This window comes from Rhizobacter sp. P2_D12 (genome assembly GCF_056404395.1).
Window position 1 is genome coordinate 16,394 of the sequence record NZ_JBFUEB010000029.1, and the last position, 21,973, is coordinate 38,366.

The 21,973-nt window shown below is 68.1% G+C and carries 20 protein-coding genes; 12 read left to right on the forward strand and 8 right to left on the reverse strand.

Features of this window, described 5'->3' with window-relative positions; genetic code table 11:
• Positions 1-78 precede the first annotated feature (78 nt).
• Both AC1DYN_RS12200 and AC1DYN_RS12205 read right to left on the reverse strand, forming a co-directional pair.
• Positions 79-1,059 carry a Bug family tripartite tricarboxylate transporter substrate binding protein gene (locus AC1DYN_RS12200; protein ID WP_477959758.1) on the reverse strand — a complete coding sequence of 327 codons (981 nt, stop codon included), beginning with the start codon at positions 1,057-1,059 and terminating at the stop codon, positions 79-81.
• A gap of 100 nt (positions 1,060-1,159) precedes the next feature.
• Positions 1,160-1,417, reverse strand: coding sequence for a YkgJ family cysteine cluster protein (locus AC1DYN_RS12205; protein ID WP_477959825.1), 258 nt, complete (start codon positions 1,415-1,417; stop codon positions 1,160-1,162).
• Between the two features lie 176 nt (positions 1,418-1,593).
• Between AC1DYN_RS12205 and mnmG the strand changes: the two genes are divergently transcribed.
• Genes mnmG through AC1DYN_RS12225 form a run of 4 tightly spaced genes read left to right on the forward strand, consistent with a single transcriptional unit; the run spans position 1,594 to position 5,627 of the window.
• Positions 1,594-3,561: a tRNA uridine-5-carboxymethylaminomethyl(34) synthesis enzyme MnmG gene (mnmG, locus tag AC1DYN_RS12210; RefSeq protein ID WP_477959760.1), complete on the forward strand. Its 1,968-nt coding sequence runs from the start codon at positions 1,594-1,596 to the stop codon at positions 3,559-3,561.
• A complete protein-coding gene (gene rsmG / locus AC1DYN_RS12215; protein ID WP_477959762.1) occupies positions 3,548-4,201 on the forward strand; it encodes a 16S rRNA (guanine(527)-N(7))-methyltransferase RsmG in 654 nt (217 codons plus the stop codon). Before mnmG ends, rsmG begins: the two co-directional genes overlap by 14 nt.
• A 2-nt stretch (positions 4,202-4,203) precedes the next feature.
• Positions 4,204-4,815: a LysE family transporter gene (locus AC1DYN_RS12220; RefSeq protein WP_477959827.1), complete on the forward strand. Its 612-nt coding sequence runs from the start codon at positions 4,204-4,206 to the stop codon at positions 4,813-4,815.
• A gap of 32 nt (positions 4,816-4,847) precedes the next feature.
• Positions 4,848-5,627: a ParA family protein gene (locus AC1DYN_RS12225; RefSeq protein ID WP_477959764.1), complete on the forward strand. Its 780-nt coding sequence runs from the start codon at positions 4,848-4,850 to the stop codon at positions 5,625-5,627.
• Here AC1DYN_RS12225 and argC read toward each other — a convergent pair.
• Positions 5,624-6,565, reverse strand: a complete 942-nt coding sequence (gene argC / locus AC1DYN_RS12230; RefSeq protein WP_477959766.1) for an N-acetyl-gamma-glutamyl-phosphate reductase — start codon at positions 6,563-6,565, stop codon at positions 5,624-5,626. The genes AC1DYN_RS12225 and argC overlap by 4 nt on opposite strands.
• Before the next feature lie 55 nt (positions 6,566-6,620).
• Here argC and AC1DYN_RS12235 point away from each other — a divergent pair, with 55 nt between their 5' ends.
• The 5 genes from AC1DYN_RS12235 (at position 6,621) to AC1DYN_RS12255 (ending at position 13,286) form a co-directional block, all read left to right on the forward strand.
• Entirely contained in the window at positions 6,621-7,190 is a 570-nt protein-coding gene (locus tag AC1DYN_RS12235) for an RBBP9/YdeN family alpha/beta hydrolase (protein WP_477959768.1), read from the forward strand.
• Between the two features lie 17 nt (positions 7,191-7,207).
• Positions 7,208-8,101 carry a ParB/RepB/Spo0J family partition protein gene (locus AC1DYN_RS12240; RefSeq protein WP_477959770.1) on the forward strand — a complete coding sequence of 298 codons (894 nt, stop codon included), beginning with the start codon at positions 7,208-7,210 and terminating at the stop codon, positions 8,099-8,101.
• A gap of 368 nt (positions 8,102-8,469) precedes the next feature.
• Positions 8,470-10,392, forward strand: coding sequence for a PrkA family serine protein kinase (locus tag AC1DYN_RS12245; RefSeq protein WP_477959772.1), 1,923 nt, complete (start codon positions 8,470-8,472; stop codon positions 10,390-10,392).
• Positions 10,393-10,407: 15 nt separating this feature from the next.
• On the forward strand, positions 10,408-11,685 hold the full coding sequence (locus AC1DYN_RS12250; RefSeq protein ID WP_477959774.1) for a YeaH/YhbH family protein: 1,278 nt from the start codon (positions 10,408-10,410) through the stop codon (positions 11,683-11,685).
• A gap of 47 nt (positions 11,686-11,732) precedes the next feature.
• Positions 11,733-13,286, forward strand: coding sequence for a SpoVR family protein (locus AC1DYN_RS12255; RefSeq protein WP_477959776.1), 1,554 nt, complete (start codon positions 11,733-11,735; stop codon positions 13,284-13,286).
• A gap of 32 nt (positions 13,287-13,318) precedes the next feature.
• On the opposite strand, the gene AC1DYN_RS12260 is transcribed toward AC1DYN_RS12255, so the two are convergent.
• The 3 genes from AC1DYN_RS12260 to AC1DYN_RS12270 form a co-directional block, all read right to left on the reverse strand.
• The gene (locus AC1DYN_RS12260) at positions 13,319-13,936 is read right to left on the reverse strand and encodes a DJ-1/PfpI family protein (protein ID WP_477959831.1); all 618 of its coding nucleotides are present in this window, start codon (positions 13,934-13,936) and stop codon (positions 13,319-13,321) included.
• A gap of 23 nt (positions 13,937-13,959) precedes the next feature.
• Positions 13,960-14,493: a Dps family protein gene (locus AC1DYN_RS12265; protein WP_477959778.1), complete on the reverse strand. Its 534-nt coding sequence runs from the start codon at positions 14,491-14,493 to the stop codon at positions 13,960-13,962.
• 68 nt (positions 14,494-14,561) lie between these two features.
• Positions 14,562-15,482 (reverse strand): LysR substrate-binding domain-containing protein, encoded by a 921-nt coding sequence (locus AC1DYN_RS12270; protein ID WP_477959780.1) that lies wholly within the window; start codon positions 15,480-15,482, stop codon positions 14,562-14,564.
• Positions 15,483-15,644: 162 nt separating this feature from the next.
• Between AC1DYN_RS12270 and AC1DYN_RS12275 the strand changes: the two genes are divergently transcribed.
• Complete coding sequence (locus AC1DYN_RS12275; RefSeq protein ID WP_477959782.1) at positions 15,645-16,199, forward strand: hypothetical protein; 555 nt, start codon at positions 15,645-15,647, stop codon at positions 16,197-16,199.
• A gap of 27 nt (positions 16,200-16,226) precedes the next feature.
• Here AC1DYN_RS12275 and AC1DYN_RS12280 read toward each other — a convergent pair whose 3' ends face one another.
• The gene (locus AC1DYN_RS12280; protein ID WP_477959784.1) at positions 16,227-17,462 is read right to left on the reverse strand and encodes a Yip1 family protein; all 1,236 of its coding nucleotides are present in this window, start codon (positions 17,460-17,462) and stop codon (positions 16,227-16,229) included.
• Between the two features lie 94 nt (positions 17,463-17,556).
• Positions 17,557-19,620, reverse strand: a complete 2,064-nt coding sequence (gene recG, locus AC1DYN_RS12285) for an ATP-dependent DNA helicase RecG (protein WP_477959786.1) — start codon at positions 19,618-19,620, stop codon at positions 17,557-17,559.
• A gap of 69 nt (positions 19,621-19,689) precedes the next feature.
• Between recG and queA the strand changes: the two genes are divergently transcribed.
• Both queA and tgt read left to right on the forward strand, forming a co-directional pair.
• On the forward strand, positions 19,690-20,772 hold the full coding sequence (gene queA, locus AC1DYN_RS12290) for a tRNA preQ1(34) S-adenosylmethionine ribosyltransferase-isomerase QueA (RefSeq protein WP_477959788.1): 1,083 nt from the start codon (positions 19,690-19,692) through the stop codon (positions 20,770-20,772).
• Positions 20,759-21,904 (forward strand): tRNA guanosine(34) transglycosylase Tgt, encoded by a 1,146-nt coding sequence (tgt, locus tag AC1DYN_RS12295; protein WP_477959790.1) that lies wholly within the window; start codon positions 20,759-20,761, stop codon positions 21,902-21,904. The genes queA and tgt overlap by 14 nt, the downstream gene beginning before the upstream one ends.
• The last annotated feature ends 69 nt before the right edge of the window (positions 21,905-21,973 follow it).

Genomic DNA, 21,973 nt, shown 5'->3' on the forward strand with positions numbered 1-21,973 from the left:
ACCATGCCCTGCGCATGCTCCCATGCGGGTTCGGCCCGCAAAGGCCGGGGAAACAAGGCCTTCCGGTGCCTGTTCAGCTCAATCCGGCTTGATGCGGGCGCGCGCGATCACCGGTTTCCAGCGCGCCTGCTCCTGCGCGATGAACTGCGCAAACTGCGCCGGCGTGTTGCCGACCGCCTCGGCGGCGTCGCCCTCCAGGCGCTCTTTCGCGCCCTGCGAGCGGATGGCCTTCGCCGCCTCCACCGCCAGGCGGTCCGCATACGTTTGCGCAAGGCTGGATGGGGCCAAAAGGCCATACCACTGCGTCATCTCGAAGTTGGGAAAGCCCTGTTCGGCGACCGTCGGCACATCGGGCAGCAACGCCAGCCGTTGTTTCGAGCCGGTGGCCAGGCAGCGCAGCTTGCCCGCCTTGATGAACTGCAGGATCGCCGGCGCGCCGACCGACGCGGCATCGAGCCGCCCTGCCAGCAGGTCGGTCAGTTGCGGCCCGGTGCCTCGGTAGGGCACATGGACGATGAACAGGTTCGCGACCGCCTTCAGGTATTCCATCGCCAGGTGCCCGGCACTGCCGTTGCCGGCGGAACCGAAGTTCATCTGGCCCGGCTTGCTGCGCACCAGCGCGATGAACTCCTTCAGCGTCTTCGCCGGCACATCGGGGTGGACGACGTACAGGCTGGGCACCTTGGCGAGCAGCGTGATCGGCTTGAAGTCCTTGTTCGGGTCGTACGGCAGCTTGTCGTACATGTAGGGGTTGACCGCCAGCGTGCCGATGTGGCCAAGGATCAGCGTGTGTTGGTCGTCGGCATGGGCCACGTCCGCCATCGCCACGTTGCCACCGCCACCGGGCTTGTTCTCGACATAGACGGTCTGGCCCAGGCCCTTGCTCAGTTCGACGGCCGTTGAACGGGCCACGATCTCGGAGCTGCCGCCAGGTGCGAACGGCACGACGAACCGGATCGACCGCGAGGGCCAGGCAGCCGTCTGCGCCCAGCCGGGCAGCGAGGCACCGGCCAGCGCGCAGCCGAGCCAATCCCGGCGGGACAGTGATGTGAATCGCATGGTCGGCGCTCCGCGGCGTTGGGGGGAGTTCGAGTCTAGGCAGCGAAGGCCGGCCGGCCATTGGGGGTACCCGCAGCCGCCGGTGCCACCCGGGCGGCTCTCACGCGGGCCGGGTGTCGCGCTCGAGGTGCCCCAGCCACTGCATGGCGTGGACGGCGTCGGCGCCGCACATGTCGCGGCTCGGCCGCAACGAGGCGCAGACGGCCGGCCGTTGCGCCTGCCCGAAGATCCGGCACCGCAGCTCCTCGTCCAGTTGCACGCAGGGAACGCCCGCAGGTTTGCCGTTCGGCATCCCGGGAATGGCGGTGCTGATCGATGGTGCGATGCAACAGGCCCCGCACCCGGCCCGGCAGCTCAGGACGTCGTGTTCCACGTGAAACAGCTTCTCAATGAAACCACGCCGGGCGCACGGCCCCTGCCGATGGCGAGTGACGGCACGTCACGGGCCGCCTAAAATTCAGCCCTCGCCGGCGTCCCTCACGCCCTGCGCCGTCAGCGTCACGCGCGAACGCTGCGATCCCAACCGGAGTTTCCATGCTGTTCCCCCAAGATTTCGACGTGATTGTCGTCGGCGGCGGCCATGCCGGCACCGAGGCCGCGCTGGCCGCGGCGCGCATGGGCTGCAACACGCTGCTGCTGACCCACAACATCGAGACCCTCGGGCAGATGAGCTGCAACCCATCGATCGGCGGCATCGGCAAGGGTCACTTGGTCAAGGAGGTCGATGCGCTGGGCGGCGCGATGGCCGCGGCCACCGACGAGTCCGGCATCCAGTTCCGCATCCTCAATGGCTCGAAGGGCCCGGCCGTCCGCGCCACGCGTGCGCAGGCCGACCGCATCCTGTACAAGGCGGCGATCCGCCGGCGCCTCGAGAACCAACCCAACCTGACCCTGTTCCAGCAGGCGGTCGATGACCTGATTGTCGAGGGCGACCGCGTGGTCGGTGCCGTCACGCAGGTCGGCATCCGGTTCCGCGCCCGTGCGGTCGTGCTGACGGCCGGGACCTTCCTCGATGGCCGAATCCACGTCGGCCTGCAGAACCACGCGGGCGGCCGTGCCGGCGATCCGCCAGCCCTCTCGTTGTCCGCCCGCCTGAAGGAACTCCAGCTGCCGCAGGGCCGGCTGAAGACCGGCACCCCGCCGCGCCTGGATGGCCGCAGTATCGATTTCACCCAGCTGACCGAGCAGCCCGGCGACCTGGACCCCATGCCGGTGTTCAGCTTCATGGGCAGCGCCGCCCAGCACCCGCAGCAACTGCCCTGCTGGATCACCCACACCAACGAACGCACGCACGAAATCATCCGCAGCGGGTTCGACCGCAGYCCGATGTWCACCGGCGTGATCGAAGGCGTGGGSCCGCGCTACTGCCCCAGCATCGAAGACAAGATCAATCGCTTCGCCGACAAGGACTCGCACCAGATCTTCCTGGAGCCGGAAGGCCTGACGACGCACGAGTACTACCCGAACGGCATCAGCACCAGCCTGCCCTTCGACATCCAGCTGGCCGCCGTGCGGTCGATGCGCGGGTTGGAGCAGGCCCACATCCTGCGCCCCGGCTATGCGATCGAGTACGACTATTTCGACCCGCGTGGGCTGAAGGCCAGCTTCGAGACCAAGTCGATCCAGGGTTTGTTCTTCGCCGGGCAGATCAACGGCACGACCGGCTACGAAGAAGCCGCTGCCCAGGGCTTGTTCGCGGGGATCAACGCCGCCCGCCAGGTCCAGGGCCGGGAGGCCTGGACGCCGCGCCGCGACCAGGCCTACCTGGGTGTTCTGGTCGACGACCTGATCACCAAGGGCGTCACCGAGCCGTACCGCATGTTCACCAGCCGCGCCGAATTCCGGCTGCAGCTGCGAGAGGACAACGCCGACGCCCGCCTCACCGAGATCGGACGCGAAATGGGCCTCGTCGACGACGAGCGCTGGACCGCCTTCAACCGCAAGCGCGACGCTGTTTTACGTGAAACCGAGCGGCTGAGGTCGACCTGGGTGCATCCGAACGCCCTGCCCGCGGCGGACGCCGAACGCCTGTTGGGCAAGGCGATCGAGCGCGAGTACAGCCTGGCCGACCTGCTGCGCCGTCCTGTCGTCGATTTCGACGCGATCACTGCCGTCGCGCTGATCGCCAAGCCGGAGGCCGCTGTTTCACGTGAAACCCTGCGCGCCGAGTTCGGTCCGGCCTTGGCCGACACCGTGATCGAGCAGGTCGAGATCAGCATCAAGTACGCCGGCTACATCACGAAGCAGAACGACGAGGTCGAGCGCTCGGCGCACTTCGAGAACCTGCGGCTGCCGGCCGAACTGGACTACGCCCAGGTCACCGCGCTCAGTTTCGAAGCCCGCCAGAAGCTGGCGAAGCACCGACCGGAAACGCTGGGCCAGGCGTCGCGGATCTCCGGCATCACGCCCGCCGCAGTGTCGCTGCTGCTGATCCATTTGAAGAAGGGTCGCTTCAAGGGATTCATGACCACCGACGCAGCGCCGGCCGATGCAGCCGCCTGAGGCCCGCGTCCTCGCCGACGGGCTCGATCGGCTCGGGCTGGCGCTGTCCGCCGACCAGCAGGCCAACCTGCTCGCCTACCAGGCCTTGATCGCCAAGTGGAACCGCGTCTACAACCTGACCGCCGTGCGCGACCCGGCCGAGATGCTGACGCACCACCTGCTCGACAGCCTGGCGGTCGTCGCGCCGCTGCGCCGCCATGCCGCATCGAAGGCGCTGCGCATCCTGGACGTCGGCAGCGGTGCCGGCCTGCCGGGCGTGGTGCTCGCCATCGCCGAGCCGCATTGGCAGGTCACCTGCGTCGACACGGTCGGCAAGAAGGCGAGCTTCATCCAGCAGGCTGCGGCCGAGTTGGGCCTGCGCCAGCTCCGCTCAGCGCACGCCCGTGTCGAGGAATTGCCGCCTGCCCACGCCGATGTGGTCACGTCTCGCGCATTCGCCTCGCTGGCCGATTTCGTCACCCTCACCCGCTCGCACCTCGCGCCCGGTGGCGTCTGGATGGCCATGAAGGGCAAGACGCCTGAATCGGAACTCGCCGCGCTGCCGGCCAGCGTGGAGGTGTTCCACGTGGAACCCTTGGACGTCCCCGGCCTGGATGCGGAGCGCTGCCTGGTCTGGATGCGGCCGAAGGACACCGCATGACGCTGTTCGGCATTTCCGACTACGGCTCGTTCTGCCTTGCCGTGCTGCTGTTCCTGGCGCTGCCCGGCCCCGGCACGCTGGCCCTGTTGACCTCATCGGCCAAGGGGGGATTTCGCGCCGGCGCGGCGGCGACCTTCGGGATCATCGTCGGCGACCAGGTGCTGCTGTGGCTGGCGGTCGGCGGTGTGGCCGCCTTGCTGGCCTCGCATCCGGCAGCCTTCCGGCTCGTGCAGTACGGCGGTGCCGCCTACTTGGTGTGGATCGGCCTGCGCCTGCTGCTGGCCCAGGAGGGCGATGCGCCGCCGATCCGCATCGAACCCCGCCAGTACGCCCGCCAGGCTTTCCTGATCACGCTGCTGAACCCGAAGGCCATCGTGTTCTACATGGCCTTCTTCCCGCTCTTCATCAATCCGACCACGCACCGGGGCGCCGTCACCTTTGCCGCGATGGCCGCCACGATCGCGCTGATCACCCTCGCCTACTGCCTCGCGCTGTGCGCTTTCGCCAACTCGGTGTCGAGCAAAGTGCGGCAACATCGCCGCTTGGTCGCCTGGTTGCAGAAGGCGGCTGGTATCTTCCTGGTCGGCTTCGGCATTCGCCTCGGCAGCAACTGACCCCCGATCCCTCTTCCCCAGCACGCCCCTTCATGACCCGCATCTTCTGCATCGCGAACCAAAAAGGCGGCGTCGGCAAGACGACGACCACCGTCAACCTGGCCGCCGGCCTGGCGCTGATCGGCCAGCGCGTGCTGGTCGTCGACCTCGATCCCCAGGGCAATGCGACCATGGGCTCGGGCATCGACAAGCGGGCCCTGACGCTCAGCGTCTACGACGTGCTGCTGGAGTCGGCCACGATCGCCGAGGCGCGCCAGCGCAGCGAGAAGGTCGGCTACGACGTGCTGGGCGCGAACCGCGAGCTGGCCGGTGCCGAGGTCGAGCTGGTCGAGCTGGAGCGCCGCGACAAGCGGCTGAAGACCGCGATCGAGGCGGTGTCGGGCGACTACGACTTCGTGCTGATCGACTGCCCGCCGTCGTTGAGCCTGCTGACGCTGAACGGCCTGTGCAGCGCCCATGGGGTGGTGGTTCCGATGCAGTGCGAGTACTTCGCACTCGAGGGCCTGTCGGACCTGGTCAACACCATCAAGCAGGTGCACGCCAACCTGAACCCCGACCTGCAGCTGATCGGGCTGCTGCGTGTGATGTTCGATCCGCGCATCACGCTGCAGCAGCAGGTCAGCGAACAGCTGAAGACGCACTTCGGCGACAAGGTGTTCAACAGCGTGATCCCGCGCAACGTGCGCCTGGCCGAGGCGCCCAGCTACGGGCTGCCCGGCGTGGTGTTCGACCCGGCCTCACGCGGTGCGCAGGCCTTCATCGAATTCGCGGCCGAGATGGTCGAGCGGGTGAAAGACCCGCTGCCCGCCTAGAGCCCCAACCCTTCGTCGACGCCCAGGTGCACGTTCATCGACTGCACCGCGGCGCCGCTGGCGCCCTTGCCCAGGTTGTCCAGACGCGACATCAGCAGCACCTGCTCGTCGTTCGCGAACACGAACACGTCGACCCGGTTGGTGTCGTTGCAGGCCTGCACGTCGAAGAAGCCCTCTTCCAACGTCTGCGCGTCGCGCAGCGGCATCACGCGGATGAAGCGCTCGCCGGCATAGCGCCGGCTCAGCGCGGCGTGCAGGGATTCGGCGCTCGCGCCGCTCGCCAGGGTCGACAAGTGCAAGGGCACACTCACTGCCAAACCCTTGTAGAACTTGGCAACGATCGGCAGAAACACCGGTTTCACGGTGAGCCCGGTGTGGGCCACCATCTCCGGGATGTGCTTGTGCGCGAGCGTCAGCCCATAGGGGCGCGGCGAGTCGAGCCGGGCATCGCCACCGGCCTCGTACTGTTCGATCATCTTCTTGCCGCCACCGGAGTAGCCGGTGATCGAGGTCGCGCTGACACCCAGCGACGCCGGCACCAAGCCCGCGTCCACCAGCGGGCGCAGCAGCAGGATGAAGGCACTGGCATGGCAGCCCGGGTTCGCGATGCGCTTGCTGGCGCGGATGCGATCGCGCTGGTCGGGTGCCAGTTCCGGCAGGCCGAAGGCCCAGCCCGGCAGCGTGCGGTGCGCGGTGCTGGCATCGATCAGGCAGGTCTTCGGGTTCGTCACCAGCGCCGCGGCCTCGCGCGCCGCTGCATCCGGCAGGCACAGGAACGCGACGTCAGCCTCGTTCAGCAGCCGGGCCCGCTCGGCAGCATCCTTGCGTCGATCGGCGTCGATGCGCAACACTTCGACGTCGCTGCGCGCGGCCAGGTACTCGTTGATGCGCAGACCGGTCGTGCCTTCCTGGCCGTCGACAAACACGCGATGCTTCATTGGATCGTCCCGCCACACTCATGTTGCAAACAGACCGCGAGGATAAGCCACCTGCATGACAAACACCCAACGCCCATCCGCCCCTGGGGTGCGGGTGCTGCTGCTTCCCGGCTGGCTGAACTCCGGCCCCGGCCACTGGCAAAGCCGCTGGGAGGACGAACACGGCGACCTGCGGGTCGAGCAGAACGACTGGACCTGGCCCAAGCGCGGCGACTGGCTGGCGCGCCTCGAAGAGGTGCTGCTGCAGGATGAGCGCCCGTCGCTGCTCGCTGCCCACAGCCTGGGATGCCAGCTCGTCGCCGCCTGGGCCGCGCATTCGCGGCACACGGCACGCGTGACGGGCGCCCTGCTGGTCGCCCCGCCCGACATCGAGCGCCCCGACATGCCGCCGCAGCTCGCGCCCTGGCGGCCGATCGTCCGCCAGCCACTGCCCTTCCCGAGCATCGCCGTGGTCAGCAGCGACGACCCGTTCTGCGCCCCCGAACGCGCGGCCGCCATGGCCACCGCCTGGGGCAGCCGGCGCGTCGACATCGGCCCGCGCGGCCACATCAACAGCGATTCCGGGCTCGGTCCATGGGCCGAAGGGCGGGCGATGTTGCAGTCGCTGGCGGCGCACCCCGGGTGATCGGGGAAAATGCCCCGATGGTCACCAAGAAACCCAAAGGCCTCGGCCTGGGCCTCGAAGCATTGCTCGGCCCCAAAGTCTCCGACGCCCCCGCTCCCACCGACGATGGCACGCCCCGCACGCTGAAGCTCGCCCAGCTGCAACCGGGCAAGTACCAGCCTCGCACGCGCATGGACGAGGGCTCGCTGTACGAGCTGGCCGAGAGCATCAAGGCGCAGGGCATCATGCAGCCGGTGCTGGTGCGCGCGGTCGGGCCGAACCGCTACGAGATCATCGCCGGCGAACGCCGCACGCGCGCCGCCAAGCTGGCCGGCCTCGACGAGGTGCCGGTGCTGGTGCGCGAGGTGCCCGACGAAGCCGCTGCCGCGATGGCGCTGATCGAGAACATCCAGCGCGAAGACCTGAACCCGCTCGAAGAGGCACAGGGCATCACCCGCCTCGTCAACGAATTCCACCTGACCCACGAGCAGGCCGCGCAGGCCGTCGGCCGCTCGCGCAGCGCCACCAGCAACCTGCTGCGCCTGCTGAACCTGGCCGAGCCGGTGCAGCAGATGCTGATGAGCGGCGACCTCGACATGGGCCATGCGCGTGCGCTGCTGTCGCTCGACGGCGCACACCAGATCCTCGGGGCCGGCGAGATCGTCGCGAAGAAGCTCAGCGTGCGCGAGGCCGAGAAGCTGGTCGCGAAGATGGGCTCGTCGCGCCAGCAGCCGCTGCTGCGCGTGCCGAAGGAGAAGCCGCGCGACCTGGCCCGCATCGAGGAGCAACTCTCCGACGCCCTCACGGCACAGGTCGAGATTCGCGTCAAGAAACGCACCAAGCGCGGCGAACAAGGCGAAGTCGCCATTGCCTTCGGCTCGCTGGAGGAGTTGAATGGGTTGCTCGACAAGCTCGGGCTCACCAGCACCTGACCCATGCCACGCCGCCTCCGGTTGACCGAACATTCCATGAGGAACTTCCGTCGCCGCACGCCCCTCATTGCATGCATCATCACGGCCAGGAGGCATCACCTCATGCAGGTGGTGACACGCAGCAACAGACAGGGGCACACTATTTGCTGTACACCGTCGGTACAGGCAAGCCCCGAACAGCGGTCTTATTTCTCCACTTCTCAGGACATCCCCGACCCCGAAATGCCGCAAGCTTGAACCACGACATGAGCTGACCCACAAGGAAAGCTCTGATGGAGCCCTGCTACCGGGACTTCATCAGAACTTCCCCGGATGACAGAGAAGGTGGCCCCTTCGCTGTCGCCATCCCGATGCCTTAGGAGGTCAGCATGGATGTGATCAGCCATTTCGCCGCACGCTTCGAGCGCACGCGTGAAGAGGAACTCTCGCTCGAAGAGTACCTCGCCGAATGCAAGCGCAACCCCGTGGCCTACGCCACCGCCGCCGAGCGCATGCTCAAGGCGATCGGGGACCCCCAGACCATCGACACGCGCAACGACCCGCGGCTGTCGCGTCTGTTCGCGAACAAGGTGATCAAGATCTACCCGGCCTTCGCCGAGTTCTACGGCATGGAAGACTCCATCGAGCAGGTGGTGTCCTATTTCCGGCACGCCGCGCAGGGGCTGGAGGAAAAGAAGCAGATCCTGTATCTGCTCGGCCCGGTGGGCGGCGGCAAGTCGTCGATCGCCGAGCGGCTGAAGTCGCTGATGCAGGAGGTGCCGTTCTACGCGATCAAGGGTTCGCCGGTGAATGAATCGCCGCTGGGCCTGTTCGACGCGATCGAGGACGGCCCCATCCTCGAGAAGGAATACGGCATCCCGCGCCGCTACCTGCAGCGCATCCTGTCGCCGTGGGCCGTCAAGCGGCTCGACGAGTTCGGCGGCGACATCCGCAAGTTCCGCATCGTCAAGCGCTTCCCGTCGGTGCTCAAGCAGGTCGGCATCGCCAAGACCGAGCCGGGCGACGAGAACAACCAGGACATCTCGTCGCTGGTGGGCAAGGTCGACATCCGCAAGCTCGAGACCTATGCGCAGGACGATCCGGACGCCTACAGCTACTCCGGCGGCCTGTGCCTGGCCAACCAGGGCCTGCTCGAGTTCGTCGAGATGTTCAAGGCGCCGATCAAGGTGCTGCACCCCTTGCTGACCGCCACGCAGGAAGGCAACTACAAGGGCACCGAAGGCTTCGGCGCGATCCCGTTCGACGGCGTGGTGCTCGCGCACAGCAACGAGAGCGAATGGAAGGCCTTCCGCAACAACAAGAACAACGAGGCCTTCCTCGACCGCATCTACATCGTCAAGGTGCCGTACTGCCTGCGCGTCAGCGAGGAAGTGAAGATCTACGAGAAGCTGCTGCGCGGCTCGTCGCTGGCCCAGGCCACCTGCGCGCCCGGCACGCTGAAGATGATGTCGCAGTTCGCGATCCTCACGCGGCTGAAGGAGCCCGAGAACAGCAGCCTCTACTCCAAGATGCTGGTCTATGACGGCGAGAACCTGAAGGACACCGACCCGCGCGCCAAGAGCTTCCAGGAGTACCGCGACTACGCCGGCGTCGACGAGGGCATGAGCGGCATCTCGACGCGCTTCGCGTTCAAGATCCTCAGCAAGGTGTTCAACTTCGACAGCACCGAGGTCGCCGCCAACCCGGTGCACCTGATGTACGTGCTCGAGCAGCAGATCGAGCGCGAACAGTTCCCGGCCGAGCTGGAGCAGAAGTACCTGGCCTTCATCAAGGAGCATCTGGCGGTGCGCTATGCCGAGTTCATCGGCAAGGAGATCCAGACCGCGTACCTCGAAAGCTACAGCGAGTACGGCCAGAACATCTTCGACCGCTACGTCACCTWCGCCGACTACTGGATCCAGGACCACGAATACCGCGACACCGACACCGGCGAGGTGTTCGACCGCGGCTCGCTGAACGCCGAACTCGAGAAGATCGAGAAGCCGGCCGGCATCGCGAACCCGAAGGACTTCCGCAACGAGATCGTCAACTTCGTGCTGCGGGCGCGGGCCAACAACGCCGGCAACAACCCGGTCTGGACCAGCTACGAGAAGCTGCGCACGGTGATCGAGAAGAAGATGTTCTCGAACACCGAGGAGCTGCTGCCGGTGATCAGCTTCAATGCCAAGGCGAGCGCCGACGAGGCGAAGAAGCACGAGGACTTCGTCACGCGGATGGTCGCGAAGGGCTACACGTCGAAGCAGGTGCGCCTGCTCTGCGAGTGGTACCTGCGCGTGCGCAAGAGCTCCTGACCGCGAAAGGCCGACATGCTCCAGCAGATCATCGACCGGCGGCTGGCGGGCAAGAACAAGTCCATCGGCAACCGCGAGCGTTTCCTGCGCCGCCACAAGGACCAGATCCGCGAGGCGGTGAAGCGCGCGGTCGATGGGCGCGGCATCCGCGACATCGCGCAGGGCGAGGACATCCACATCCCGAAGCGCGACATCGCGGAGCCGGTGTTCGGCCACGGCCAGGGCGGCAAGCGCGAGATGGTCCACCCGGGCAACCAGGACTACGTGCGCGGCGACCGCATCGAACGGCCGAAAGGCGGCGGGGGCGGCGGCGGCGGCGGGCAGGCCAGCGATTCCGGCGAGGGGGACGACGACTTCGTCTTCCACCTCAGCAAGGAAGAGTTCATGCAGGTCTTCTTCGACGACCTGGCCCTGCCCAACCTCGCGCGCACCACGCTGGCCGAGACACCCGAGTTCAAGACCCACCGCGCCGGCTACAGCAGCGACGGCACGCCGAACAACCTGCACGTGGTGCGCTCGATGCGCGGTGCGATCGGGCGGCGCATTGCGCTCGGCTCGCAGTCGAGGCGCGACCTGGCCGAGCTCGAAGAGCAGCTCGCGCTGCTCAAGCGCCACCCGCATCCGAACCCGTTCGCGCACGAGATCCCGCCGCTCGAACTCGAGATCGAGGCGCTGCGGGCCCGCCTGAAGCGCATCCCCTACCTCGACCCGATCGACCTGCGCTACCGCAGCCGCGTTCGCGTGCCGGTGCCGACCTCGAAGGCGGTGATGTTCTGCCTGATGGACGTGTCCGGCTCGATGGACGAGGCGCGCAAGGACCTGGCCAAGCGCTTCTTCATCCTGCTGTACCTGTTCCTGACGCGGCACTACGAGAAGATCGACATCGTCTTCATCCGCCACCACACGCAGGCGCAGGAAGTGGACGAGCAGAATTTCTTCCATTCCACCGAGACCGGCGGCACCGTGGTGTCGAGCGCGCTGGTGCTGATGGAAGAGATCGCGCGCGCCCGCTACCCCACCGCCGAGTGGAACATCTACGGCGCGCAGGCCAGCGACGGCGACAACTGGCACCACGACAGCGGTCGCTGCCGCGAGCTGCTGGCCAACAACATCCTGCCGCTGTGCCGCTACTTCGCCTACGTGCAGGTGGCCGAGGAAGAACAGAACCTGTGGGACGAGTACTCCACGCTCGCCGCCGACGCCAAGGCTTTCGCGATCCGCAAGGTGACCGAGGCCTCGCAGATCTATCCGGTGTTCCGCGACCTCTTCAAGAAGGAGGGTGCTCCCACATGAACCTCCACGTCACACCACCCTGGGGCGCCGAAAGGCGCACGCGACAAATGATCGAAGCCCCGAGACGCCGTGCCGCCGACCTGGCGGCGCCGCCGCGCGCCCGCGACCCGCTGCCCTCGCCCACCGACTGGTCGTTCGAGCTGATCGAGCAGTACCACGAGATCATCAAGGCGACCGCGGCGCGCTTCGGCCTGGACACCTACCCGAACCAGCTCGAGATCATCACCGCCGAGCAGATGATGGACGCCTACGCGTCGGTCGGCATGCCGGTGAACTACCGCCACTGGAGCTACGGCAAGGAGTTCATCGCGACCGAGAAGAACTACCGGCGCGGGCACATGGGCCTGGCCTACGAGATCGTCATCAACTCCGACCCCTGCATCAGCTACCTGATGGAGGAGAACACGATGGCGATGCAGGCGCTGGTGATCGCCCACGCCGCCTACGGCCACAACAGCTTCTTCAAGGGCAACTACCTGTTCCGCATGTGGACCGATGCGTCGTCGATCATCGACTACCTGGTCTATGCGAAGAACTACGTCACCGAGTGCGAGGAGCGCCATGGCCTCGACGCGGTCGAGAACTTCCTCGACAGCTGCCACGCGCTGATGAACCACGGTGTCGACCGCTACCGCCGCCCGAGCCGCAAGTCGCTGGCGCAGGAGCTGGCCGACGCGAAGGACCGCGAGGCCTACGCGCAGCGCCAGATCAACGAGATGTGGCGCACGCTGCCGCGCAAGGCCGACAAGGCCGCCCTCGAGGAGGCCGAGACCCGGCGCTTCCCGGAGGAGCCGCAGGAGAACCTGCTGTACTTCATCGAGAAGCACGCGCCGCTGCTGGAGCCGTGGCAGCGCGAGATCGTGCGCATCGTGCGCAAGGTCGCGCAGTATTTCTACCCGCAGCGCCAGACGCAGGTGATGAACGAAGGCTGGGCCACGTTCTGGCACCACCACCTGCTGAACACCATGTACGACGACGGCCACCTGAGCGACGGCATGATGATCGAGTGGCTGAAGTCGCACACCAACGTGGTGTACCAGCCGCGCGTCGGCGACCGCGGTTACAGCGGCATCAACCCGTACGCGCTGGGTTTCGCGATGTACACCGACATCAAGCGCATCTGCCAGAACCCGACCGAGGAAGACCGACGCTGGTTCCCCGACCTGGCCGGTGCCGACTGGCTGCAGTCGATCGACCATGCGATGCGCAATTTCAAGGACGAGAGCTTCATCGGCCAGTACCTGTCGCCGAACCTGATGCGCGAGTTCCGGCTGTTCTCGATCGTCGACGACGAGAAGGAAAAGGACCTGGAAGTCGCGGCCATCCATGACGAGAGCGGCTACCGGCGCGTGCGCGAGGCCTTGTCGCACCAATACGACCTGGGCAGCCGCGAACCGAACATCCAGGTCTGGAGCGTGAACCTGCGCGGCGACCGCTCGCTGACGCTGCGGCATGCGCAGCACAACGACCGCCCGCTGCACGACGGCGCACAAGAGGTGCTGAAGCATGCGGCCCGGCTGTGGGGCTTCGGCGTGCACCTGGAGAGCGTCAACGCGGCCGGGGAAGTGCAGAAGCGCTGGTCGGTGCCGGCGCCGCATTGACCGGAGGCACCGACCCGGATTGGCATCCGGGTTTACAGCAGCAATTCGTCGGGCGGAATGAACGCCCGCACCGTGCCGATCAGCTTGTCGACGTAAGCCTCCTTCTCGCCGACCGGCGCCACGTAGTGCAGCGCCTTCGCGGTGCTCTCGACGCCCGCGCGCCGCAGCATCGCCCACGTCGCCAGGTATTGCGACGCCAGGCAGCCGCCGGCCGTCGCGATCGGCCCGCGCGCGTGGAACGGCGCGTCCACCACGCGCACGCCCGCCTCCACCACCCACGGCTTGGTCGTCAGGTCGGTGCAGGCCGGCATGTCGGCCAGCAGCCCCAGCCGCGCCAGCAGCAAGGTGCCCGAGCACTGCGCGCCGATCAGCTGGCGCAGCGGGTCGAGCTGCAGCCGGTCGAGCAGCGCGCTGTTCTCGGCGATCGCCCGCGTGTAGATGCCGCTGCCGAACAGCACGATGTCGGCCTCGTTCGCGAACTCCAGCGGCTGCTGCGTCTCGATCGTCACGCCGTTCATCGACGTGAGCCGCTGGCTCGGCCCGGCAATCTCGGCCGTCCAACCGTCGGCACGCAACCGGTTCAGCATGCCGAGCGCGATGAACGAGTCGAGCTCGTTGAAGCCGTCGAAGGTGACGATGGCCGCGCGCACCGGGCGCACCGGGCTCAAGGCGTTCACTCTTCGAGCAGGCTGCGCAGCATCCACGCAGTCTGTTCATGCACCGTCAGGCGCTGCGTCAGCAGGTCGGCGGTCGGTTCGTCTCCGGCCTTGTCGGCCAGCGGAAACAGGCTGCGCGCGGTGCGTGCCACGGCCTCGTGGCCCTGCACCAGGATGCGCACCATGTCGAGCGCCTTCGGCGGCGTGGCCGGCGCGTCCTTGATCGAGGCCAGCGCACCGAACTGCCCGTAGGAGCCGGGTGCGGGGTGGCCCAGCGAGCGGATGCGCTCGGCGATCGGGTCGACCGCGGCCCACAGCTCGGTGTACTGCGTCATGAACATCAGGTGCAGCGTGTTGAACATCGGCCCGGTGACGTTCCAGTGGAAGTTGTGCGTCGTCAGGTACAGCGTGTAGGTGTCGGCCAGCAGGCGGCTCAGGCCACCGGCGATGGCGGCGCGGTCCTTGTCGCTGATGCCGATGTGGATGCCGAGGCTGCCGGCGGCCGGTGCCGCGGGTGCTGCAGGTGACGGGGTCTTGGTCTTCTTGGCCATCTGGGGTTCTCCGGGAGGATTCACGAGTCGGGATTCTGGTTCGAGTCTAGTCAGGGTTCAAAGGCCCCTCACGAGACCCTGATGACGCCTTCCAGCGGACAGGCGTAGATCGCGTTGCGCAGTGCGGCGATCGCCTCGTAGCGCGTGAAGGTGCGGCGCCAGGCCAGCACCACGCGGCGCGTCGGCACCGGCGGACTGAACGGCACGTAGCGCACGTGCGGCTGCTGGTCCTTCGGCACGCTCAGCTGCGGCACCACGGTGATGCCCATGCCGGACGCCACCATGTACTTGATGGTCTCGAGCGACGAGCCCTCGAAGCTCTTGCGGATGCCCTCGGCATCGCTCGAGAAGCGCGCGTACTCGGGGCAGACCTCGAGCACGTGGTCGCGGAAGCAGTGGCCGGTGCCAAGCAGCAGCATGGTCTCCTGCTTCAGTTCCTCGGCGGTGATGCGCTTGCGCTTGGCCAGCGCGTGGTCCTTCGGCACCGCCACCATGAACGGCTCGTCGTACAGCGGCGCCACCGCGAGGCCTGTGTCGGGGAAGGGCTCGGCCATGATGGCGCAGTCGAGCTCGCCGGTGCGCAGCATGTCGAGCAGGCGCGCGGTGAAGTTCTCCTGCAGCACCAGCGGCATCTGCGGCACGCGGTCGATCGCCTGCTTCACCAGGTCGGGCAACAGGTAGGGGCCGATGGTGTAGATCACGCCGACGCGCAGCGGGCCCGACACCGGATCCTTGCCGCGCTTGGCGATCTCCTTGATGCCGGCGGCCTGGTCGATCACCGACTGGGCCTGGCGCACGATCTCCTCGCCGAGCGGGGTCGCGCTGACCTCGTTGGAGCCGCGCTCGAACAGCTTGACGTCGAGTTCCTCTTCCAGCTTCTTGATCGCGACGCTGAGCGTGGGCTGCGACACGAAGCAGGCTTCGGCCGCGCGCCCGAAGTGTTTCTCGCGTGCGACCGCGACGATATAGCGCAACTCGGTGAGTGTCATGGCATCCCGCTCTGGCCCAGCCCGGAAGAATATCCGACACCCGGTCGCGCGTCATGCGCCCGCCGGGATCGCCCTGCGATACCTGTGTGCCGGGCGCTTGCCGCCGTGCCGCGGCACGTCGATCCTGCGGCCCGCGGCATGTGCCGCGCAGCGAAAGACCGTATGAGACCCTCGCGTTCACGCGCCCTGCTGGGCGCCACCGTGGCCGCCGCGTCCCTCAGTGCCTGCTACGTGGTGCCGATCGACCCGCGCACCGGCCAGGGCTACCCCATCAACCGCGACGCGCGCGGCGACGGCCCCGCGCCGGCCCCCGTCACCGTCGTGACCCCGCCCGCACCGGCCGGCCCGCCGCAGCCGACGGTGCTGAACGCACGCCTGTATCCGCTGAACCAGCAGGCCAACAAGGGCGGCCTGCTGACGGCCGTGGTGGTCGACAACAACGCCGGGCGCGGCAGCTTCACGCTGGCCTACCTGGGCGACACGCTGCAGGGCGAGAGCACGCGCGTCGATGCCAGCTATGCCGCCTTCGGCCGCATCTACAACGAGGTGCTGGGCATCAACCAGCGCAACTTCAGCGGCCGCCGCGGCATTGCCAACGCGTACGGCGCGAAGGGCGTCAACGCGCAGTGCGAGTACCTGATCACCGGGCCGGGCATCGGGACGGGGGCCTGCCAGTTCTCGGACGGCGCGCGGTACCAGATCCACTTCGGGTCGTGAGCGACGATCCCCGCATCGGCATGCGGGCTACGCCTTGGCGGGGCGCTTGATGGCCTCGATCTTGTCCAGCGCCAGGCCGTCGAGCGCCTTCTTCAGCGTCGCCGCATCCACCTGCTGGCCCTTGGCCTCGACGATCACGCCATTGGCCAGCAGCACCGTCATCTCGCCGCGGCTGCCGTCCTTGCGAAACTCCTCGCGCACCGTGCGCGGGCCCTGCTTGTAGACCTTCTCGACCTGCTCCGCGGTCTCCTTGTCCATCGTCATGTTGGCCCAGCCGGCCAGCGCGGCCAGCCCGGCCGTCCCACCCAGGTCGGTGACCGACAGCTCGATGCGCTTGTCGCCGGCCGCGTACGAGGCTTTGGCGCTGGAACTGGCGATGCCGATGGCCTGCCCGCCCTGCGACTCGATCGACTCGCGCTTGAGCTCGCCGATCGCCTCCGGCAGCAGCGCCTTCAGGTCGGCCGGCGCGATCGGCTGGCCGTTGGCGCCGGTCAAGGCGCCCATCGCCTCGCCCATCGCCTTCGCGGTGGCGGCCGGGTCGCCCGACTTCTGCGCCTCTTCCATGCGCTTGCCCGCCTCTTCCATCTTCTTCGTCAGCTCGTCCATCTTCGCGGTGTCGATCTTCACCTCGCCGTCCGGCGTCTTGATCGTCACCGCGTTGCCCTGCGAACCGCCCCAGCCGCCGAACATGCCGCGCGTCGGCAGCACGGCCGCCGACAGCGCCGCCAGCACCAGCATCAACACGATCGAGCACAGGATCACCACCGCCGTGTAGGCCGCCGCCTTCTCGCGCGGCGCCTGCATCAGCACCGGCAGGCCCGTGTACAGCAGGTAGATCGAATACAGCGACGCCAGCAGGCCCAGCACGCTGAGCGAAGGCAGCAGGCTGAAGATGCCGCCGACCCAGGCCGCGGTGAACGAGTAGGCCACCACCTTCATTGCGGCGATCTGGCTCTTGCGCCCGCCGAAGGTCGGCGCCAGCGCATCGACGATCAGCGCCAGCACGAACACCATCGCCAGCCCCAGCACGTAGCTCACCACCATGTGCGTGAGCCCCGACACGAAGGGCACGCGGATGCTGGCGCCGAAACCGCTGATGCCCACCACCGACAGCCCGATGAAGGCGGCCAGCACCGGGATCGCGGCAAGGATCATCACGTAGCGCTGGTACAGCGACGCAGGCGTCTCGGCCTCGCCGTCGATCACCGGCCAGGTCTCCTTGGGCTTGAGCAGGATGTCTTGAACGCGCTGGATCAGATTCATCGTTCCCTCCGGTGGTTTGACGCTTGAACGTCGTGGATGCTATCGCGCACCCTCGCGGGGCAGGACAGTGGAAACTAGGGGGATGGCCGCAGGCTCAGGCCTTCAGGTACTCGGCCTTGCCGCCCAGCCAGCGCAGCACGTGCTGCTCGGCGATGCGCGGGTGCTTGTCGAGCAGCGTCGTCGCGACGGCGCGGGCACGGTGCACCAGGGCCTCGTCCAGCGCGAGGTCGGCAAAGCGCAGCAGCGGCGCGCCCGACTGCCGAGCGCCGAGGAACTCGCCGGGCCCGCGGATCTCCAGGTCGCGGCGCGCGATCTCGAAGCCGTCGTTGGTCTCGGCCATCGCCTTCAGCCGGTCCTTGCCGGTGGGCGACAGCGGCGGCGTGTAGATCAGCACGCAGACGCTCGCCACAGAGCCGCGCCCGACCCGCCCGCGCAGCTGGTGCAGCTGGCTGAGCCCGAAGCGTTCCGCATGCTCGATCACCATCAGCGATGCGTTCGGCACGTCGACGCCGACCTCGATCACCGTCGTGCTGACCAGCACCTTCATCTCCCCGGCGGTGAACAGCGCCATCACCGCCGCCTTCTCGGCCGCCGGCATGCGCCCGTGCAGCAGCCCGACCAGGTGGTCCGGCAACGCCTCGCACAGCTGCTGGTGCGTCGCGGTCGCGTTCTGCAGGTCCAGCGTCTCCGATTCCTCGATCAACGGGCACACCCAGTAGACCTGCCGGCCGCGCGCCACTTCGTCGGCGATGGTCAGGATCACGTTGTCGCGCCGTGCGTCGCTGAACACCTTGGTGACGATCGGCGTGCGCCCGGGCGGCAGCTCGTCGATGGTGCTGACGTCCAGGTCGGCGAACACCGTCATCGCCAGCGTGCGCGGGATCGGCGTCGCACTCATCATCAGCAGGTGCGGTTCCAGCGCCCCCTGCTGCAGCTTGGCGCGCAACGCCAGCCGCTGCGCGACGCCGAAGCGGTGCTGCTCGTCGATGATCGCCAGGCCCAGCTTCGAGAATTCGACCTCGCCCTGGATCACCGCATGCGTGCCGACCACCAGCCCGGCCTCGCCGGAGGCCACGCGCGCCAGCATCTCGCGCCGCCCCTTGCCCTTGCGGCTGCCGGTGAGCCAGGCCACCTGCACGCCCAGCGGCTCGAGCCAGCCGACCAGCTTGCGGAAGTGCTGTTCGGCCAGGATCTCGGTCGGTGCCATCAGCGCGCACTGCCAACCCTCGTTCATCACCACCGCCGCAGCCAGCGCCGCCACCACCGTCTTGCCGGAGCCCACGTCCCCCTGCAGCAGCCGGTGCATCGGCACCGCGCGCTGCAGGTCGGTCGCGATCTCCTCGACCACGCGACGCTGCGCCGCCGTCAGCGCGAACGGCAGTGCAGCGAGCAGCTTCTCCTGCAGGCCGCCGGCCCGCACCGTGAAGCGCGGCGCCTGCTGCAGGGCCCGCTCCTGCTTGGCCTGCAGCTGCGACAGCTGCTGCGCGAGCAGCTCCTCGAACTTCAGCCGCTGCCACGCCGGGTGGCTGTGGTCCTCCAGCGTCGCCAGGCTGGCGTCGGGGCTCGGGTGGTGCAGGAAGCGCAGCGCATCGCGCAGGCTCATCAGGCCGGGCGGCAACAGCGCGGCCGGCACGATCTCGGACAGGTCGGCGCGCTGCACCCCCGAGGCCACCGCCTTGCGCAGGTAGGCCTGCGGCAGCGTCGCGCTGGTCGGGTAGACCGGCGTCAGGGCCTGCGCCAGCGGGGTGTCCTCGTCGACGCCCTTGAAGCTGGGGTGCACCATCTCCAGCCCGAAGAAGCCGCCGCGGGCCTCCCCGCGCACGCGCACGCGCCGGCCGACGGCGAGCGTCTTCTGGTGATTGGGATAGAAGTTCAGGAAGCGCAGCCACAGCGCGTCACTGCCGTCGTCCAGCTTGACGACCAGCTGCCGCCGCGGGCGGAACTGGATCTCGCACTCGCGCACGATGCCTTCGACCTGCGCGCTGTCGCCATCGCGCAGCGATGCGATCGGCGTGATGCGCGTCTCGTCTTCGTAGCGCAGCGGCAGGTGCAGCGCGAGGTCGATGTCGCGCACCAGGCCCAGCTTTTCCATCGCCTTCTGCGGCGCAGACTTCTCGGCGGCGGACGGAGCGGGGGACGAGGCAGCGGGACCGGGCATGCGCGGATTCTGCCGCGTGAAACAATCCGGCCTTGCCGATCTTCGCCAGGCCGGTCCAGCCTGCATGCCATGTCCACCGCTTCCCGCGCGTTCACCCTCAGCGACTTCGACTTCGCCCTCCCCCCGGAACTGATTGCCCAGCATCCCGCCGCCGAGCGCAGCGCCTCGCGGCTGCTCGACGGCCGCGGCGATCCGCCGGCCGACCGCATCTTCCGCGACTTGCCTGCGCTGCTGCAGCCGGGCGACCTGCTGGTCTTCAACGACACCCGCGTGATCAAGGCCCGGCTGCATGGCGTGAAGGCCAGCGGTGGCGCCGTGGAGGCCCTGGTCGAGCGCCTGCTGCCGGGCCATGAAGTGCTGATGCACCTGCGCGCCAGCAAGTCGCCCAAAGCCGGCCAGCGCGTGCGCTTCGCCGACGCCTTCGACGCCGAGGTGCTGAGCCGCGGCGGCCCCGACGGCAGCCTGTTCCACCTGCGCTTCCCGGACGAGCCGCTGGCGCTGCTCGAGCAGCACGGCCACGTGCCGCTGCCGCCCTACATCACGCATGCCGACGATGCCGACGACGAGCGCCGCTACCAGACGGTGTTCGCCGCCCGGCCGGGTGCCGCCGCCGCGCCCACCGCGGCGCTGCACTTCGACGAGGCGGTGCTGGCCGCGCTGCGCGCGCGCGGCATCGGCAGCGCAAGCGTCACGCTGCACGTCGGCGCCGGCACCTTCCAGCCGGTGCGCAGCGAAGACATCGCCAAGCACACGATGCACAGCGAATGGTTCGAGGTGCCGCCGGCCACGGTCGACGCGATCGCCCGCACGCACGCGAGCGGCGGCCGGGTCGTCTCGGTCGGCACCACCACGCTGCGCGCGCTGGAGTCGGCCGCGCTCGGCGGCACGCTGCAGGCCGGCAGCCGCGACACCGACATCTTCATCACGCCGGGCTTCGGCTTCCGCGTGGTCGACGTGCTGGTCACCAACTTCCACCTGCCCAAGAGCACGCTGCTGATGCTGGTCAGCGCGTTCGCCGGGTACGAACACGTGAAGGCGCTGTACGCGCACGCGATCGCGCAGGGCTACCGCTTCTTCAGCTATGGGGATGCGATGCTGCTGGAACGCCGCAGCGCAGCGCTTGCGGGACAATCGCCCGATGCTCCAGTTTGACCTCCTCAAGACCGAAGGCCATGCGCGCCGCGGCCGCCTGACGCTGAACCACGGCGTCGTCGAAACCCCGATCTTCATGCCGGTGGGCACCTACGGCACCGTCAAGGGCGTGATGCCGGCCTCGCTCGAAGCGATGGGCGCGCAGATCATCCTCGGCAACACCTTCCACCTGTGGCTGCGCCCGGGCGTCGACATCCTGCGCCAGTTCGGCGGGTTGCACCGCTTCGAGGGCTGGACGAAGCCGATCCTGACCGACAGCGGCGGCTTCCAGGTCTGGTCGCTGGGCGACATGCGCAAGATCAGCGAGGAAGGCGTGCGCTTCGCGTCCCCGGTCAACGGCGACAAGCTGTTCCTGACGCCCGAGACCAGCATGCAGATCCAGCACGCGCTGAACAGCGACATCGTGATGCAGTTCGACGAGTGCACGCCCTACGAGAGCAAGGGCCACCTGACCACCGAGGCCGAGGCGCGCAGCTCGATGGAACTGAGCCTGCGCTGGGCACGGCGTTGCCTGGCCGAGTTCCAGCGCAACGAGAACCCGAACGCGCTGTTCGGCATCGTGCAGGGCGGCATGTTCGAGAACCTGCGCGAGGAGTCGCTCGCGTCGCTGGTCGAGCTCGACCTGCCCGGCTACGCGATCGGCGGCGTCAGCGTCGGCGAGCCCAAGCCCGAGATGCAGCGCATCATGGCCCACACGCCGCACCGGCTGCCGGCGCACAAGCCGCGCTACCTGATGGGCGTGGGCACGCCGGAAGACCTGGTCGAAGGCGTGGCCGCCGGCGTCGACATGTTCGACTGCGTGATGCCCACCCGCAACGCGCGCAACGGCCACCTGTTCACCCGCTTCGGCGACCTGCGGCTGCGCAACGCCCGCTATCGCACCGACGAGCGCCCGATCGACGAGACCTGCAGCTGCCACGCCTGCCGCGGCTTCAGCCGTGCCTACCTGCACCACCTCGACCGCTGCGGCGAGATGCTCGGGCCGATGCTGACCACCATCCACAACCTGCACTACTACCTGAACCTGATGCGCGAGGTGCGCGAAGCGCTGGACGCCGGACGCTTCACCGACTTCGCGCGGCAGTTCGCTGCCGACCGCGCACGCGGCATCGGGCCGGCGGCACCGTCCTGACCCATCGCTGCAGGCCGGTCCGCCGATCGCGTCCGCCACTGGATGCAGGGGTTTTCCCGAGGACAGCCC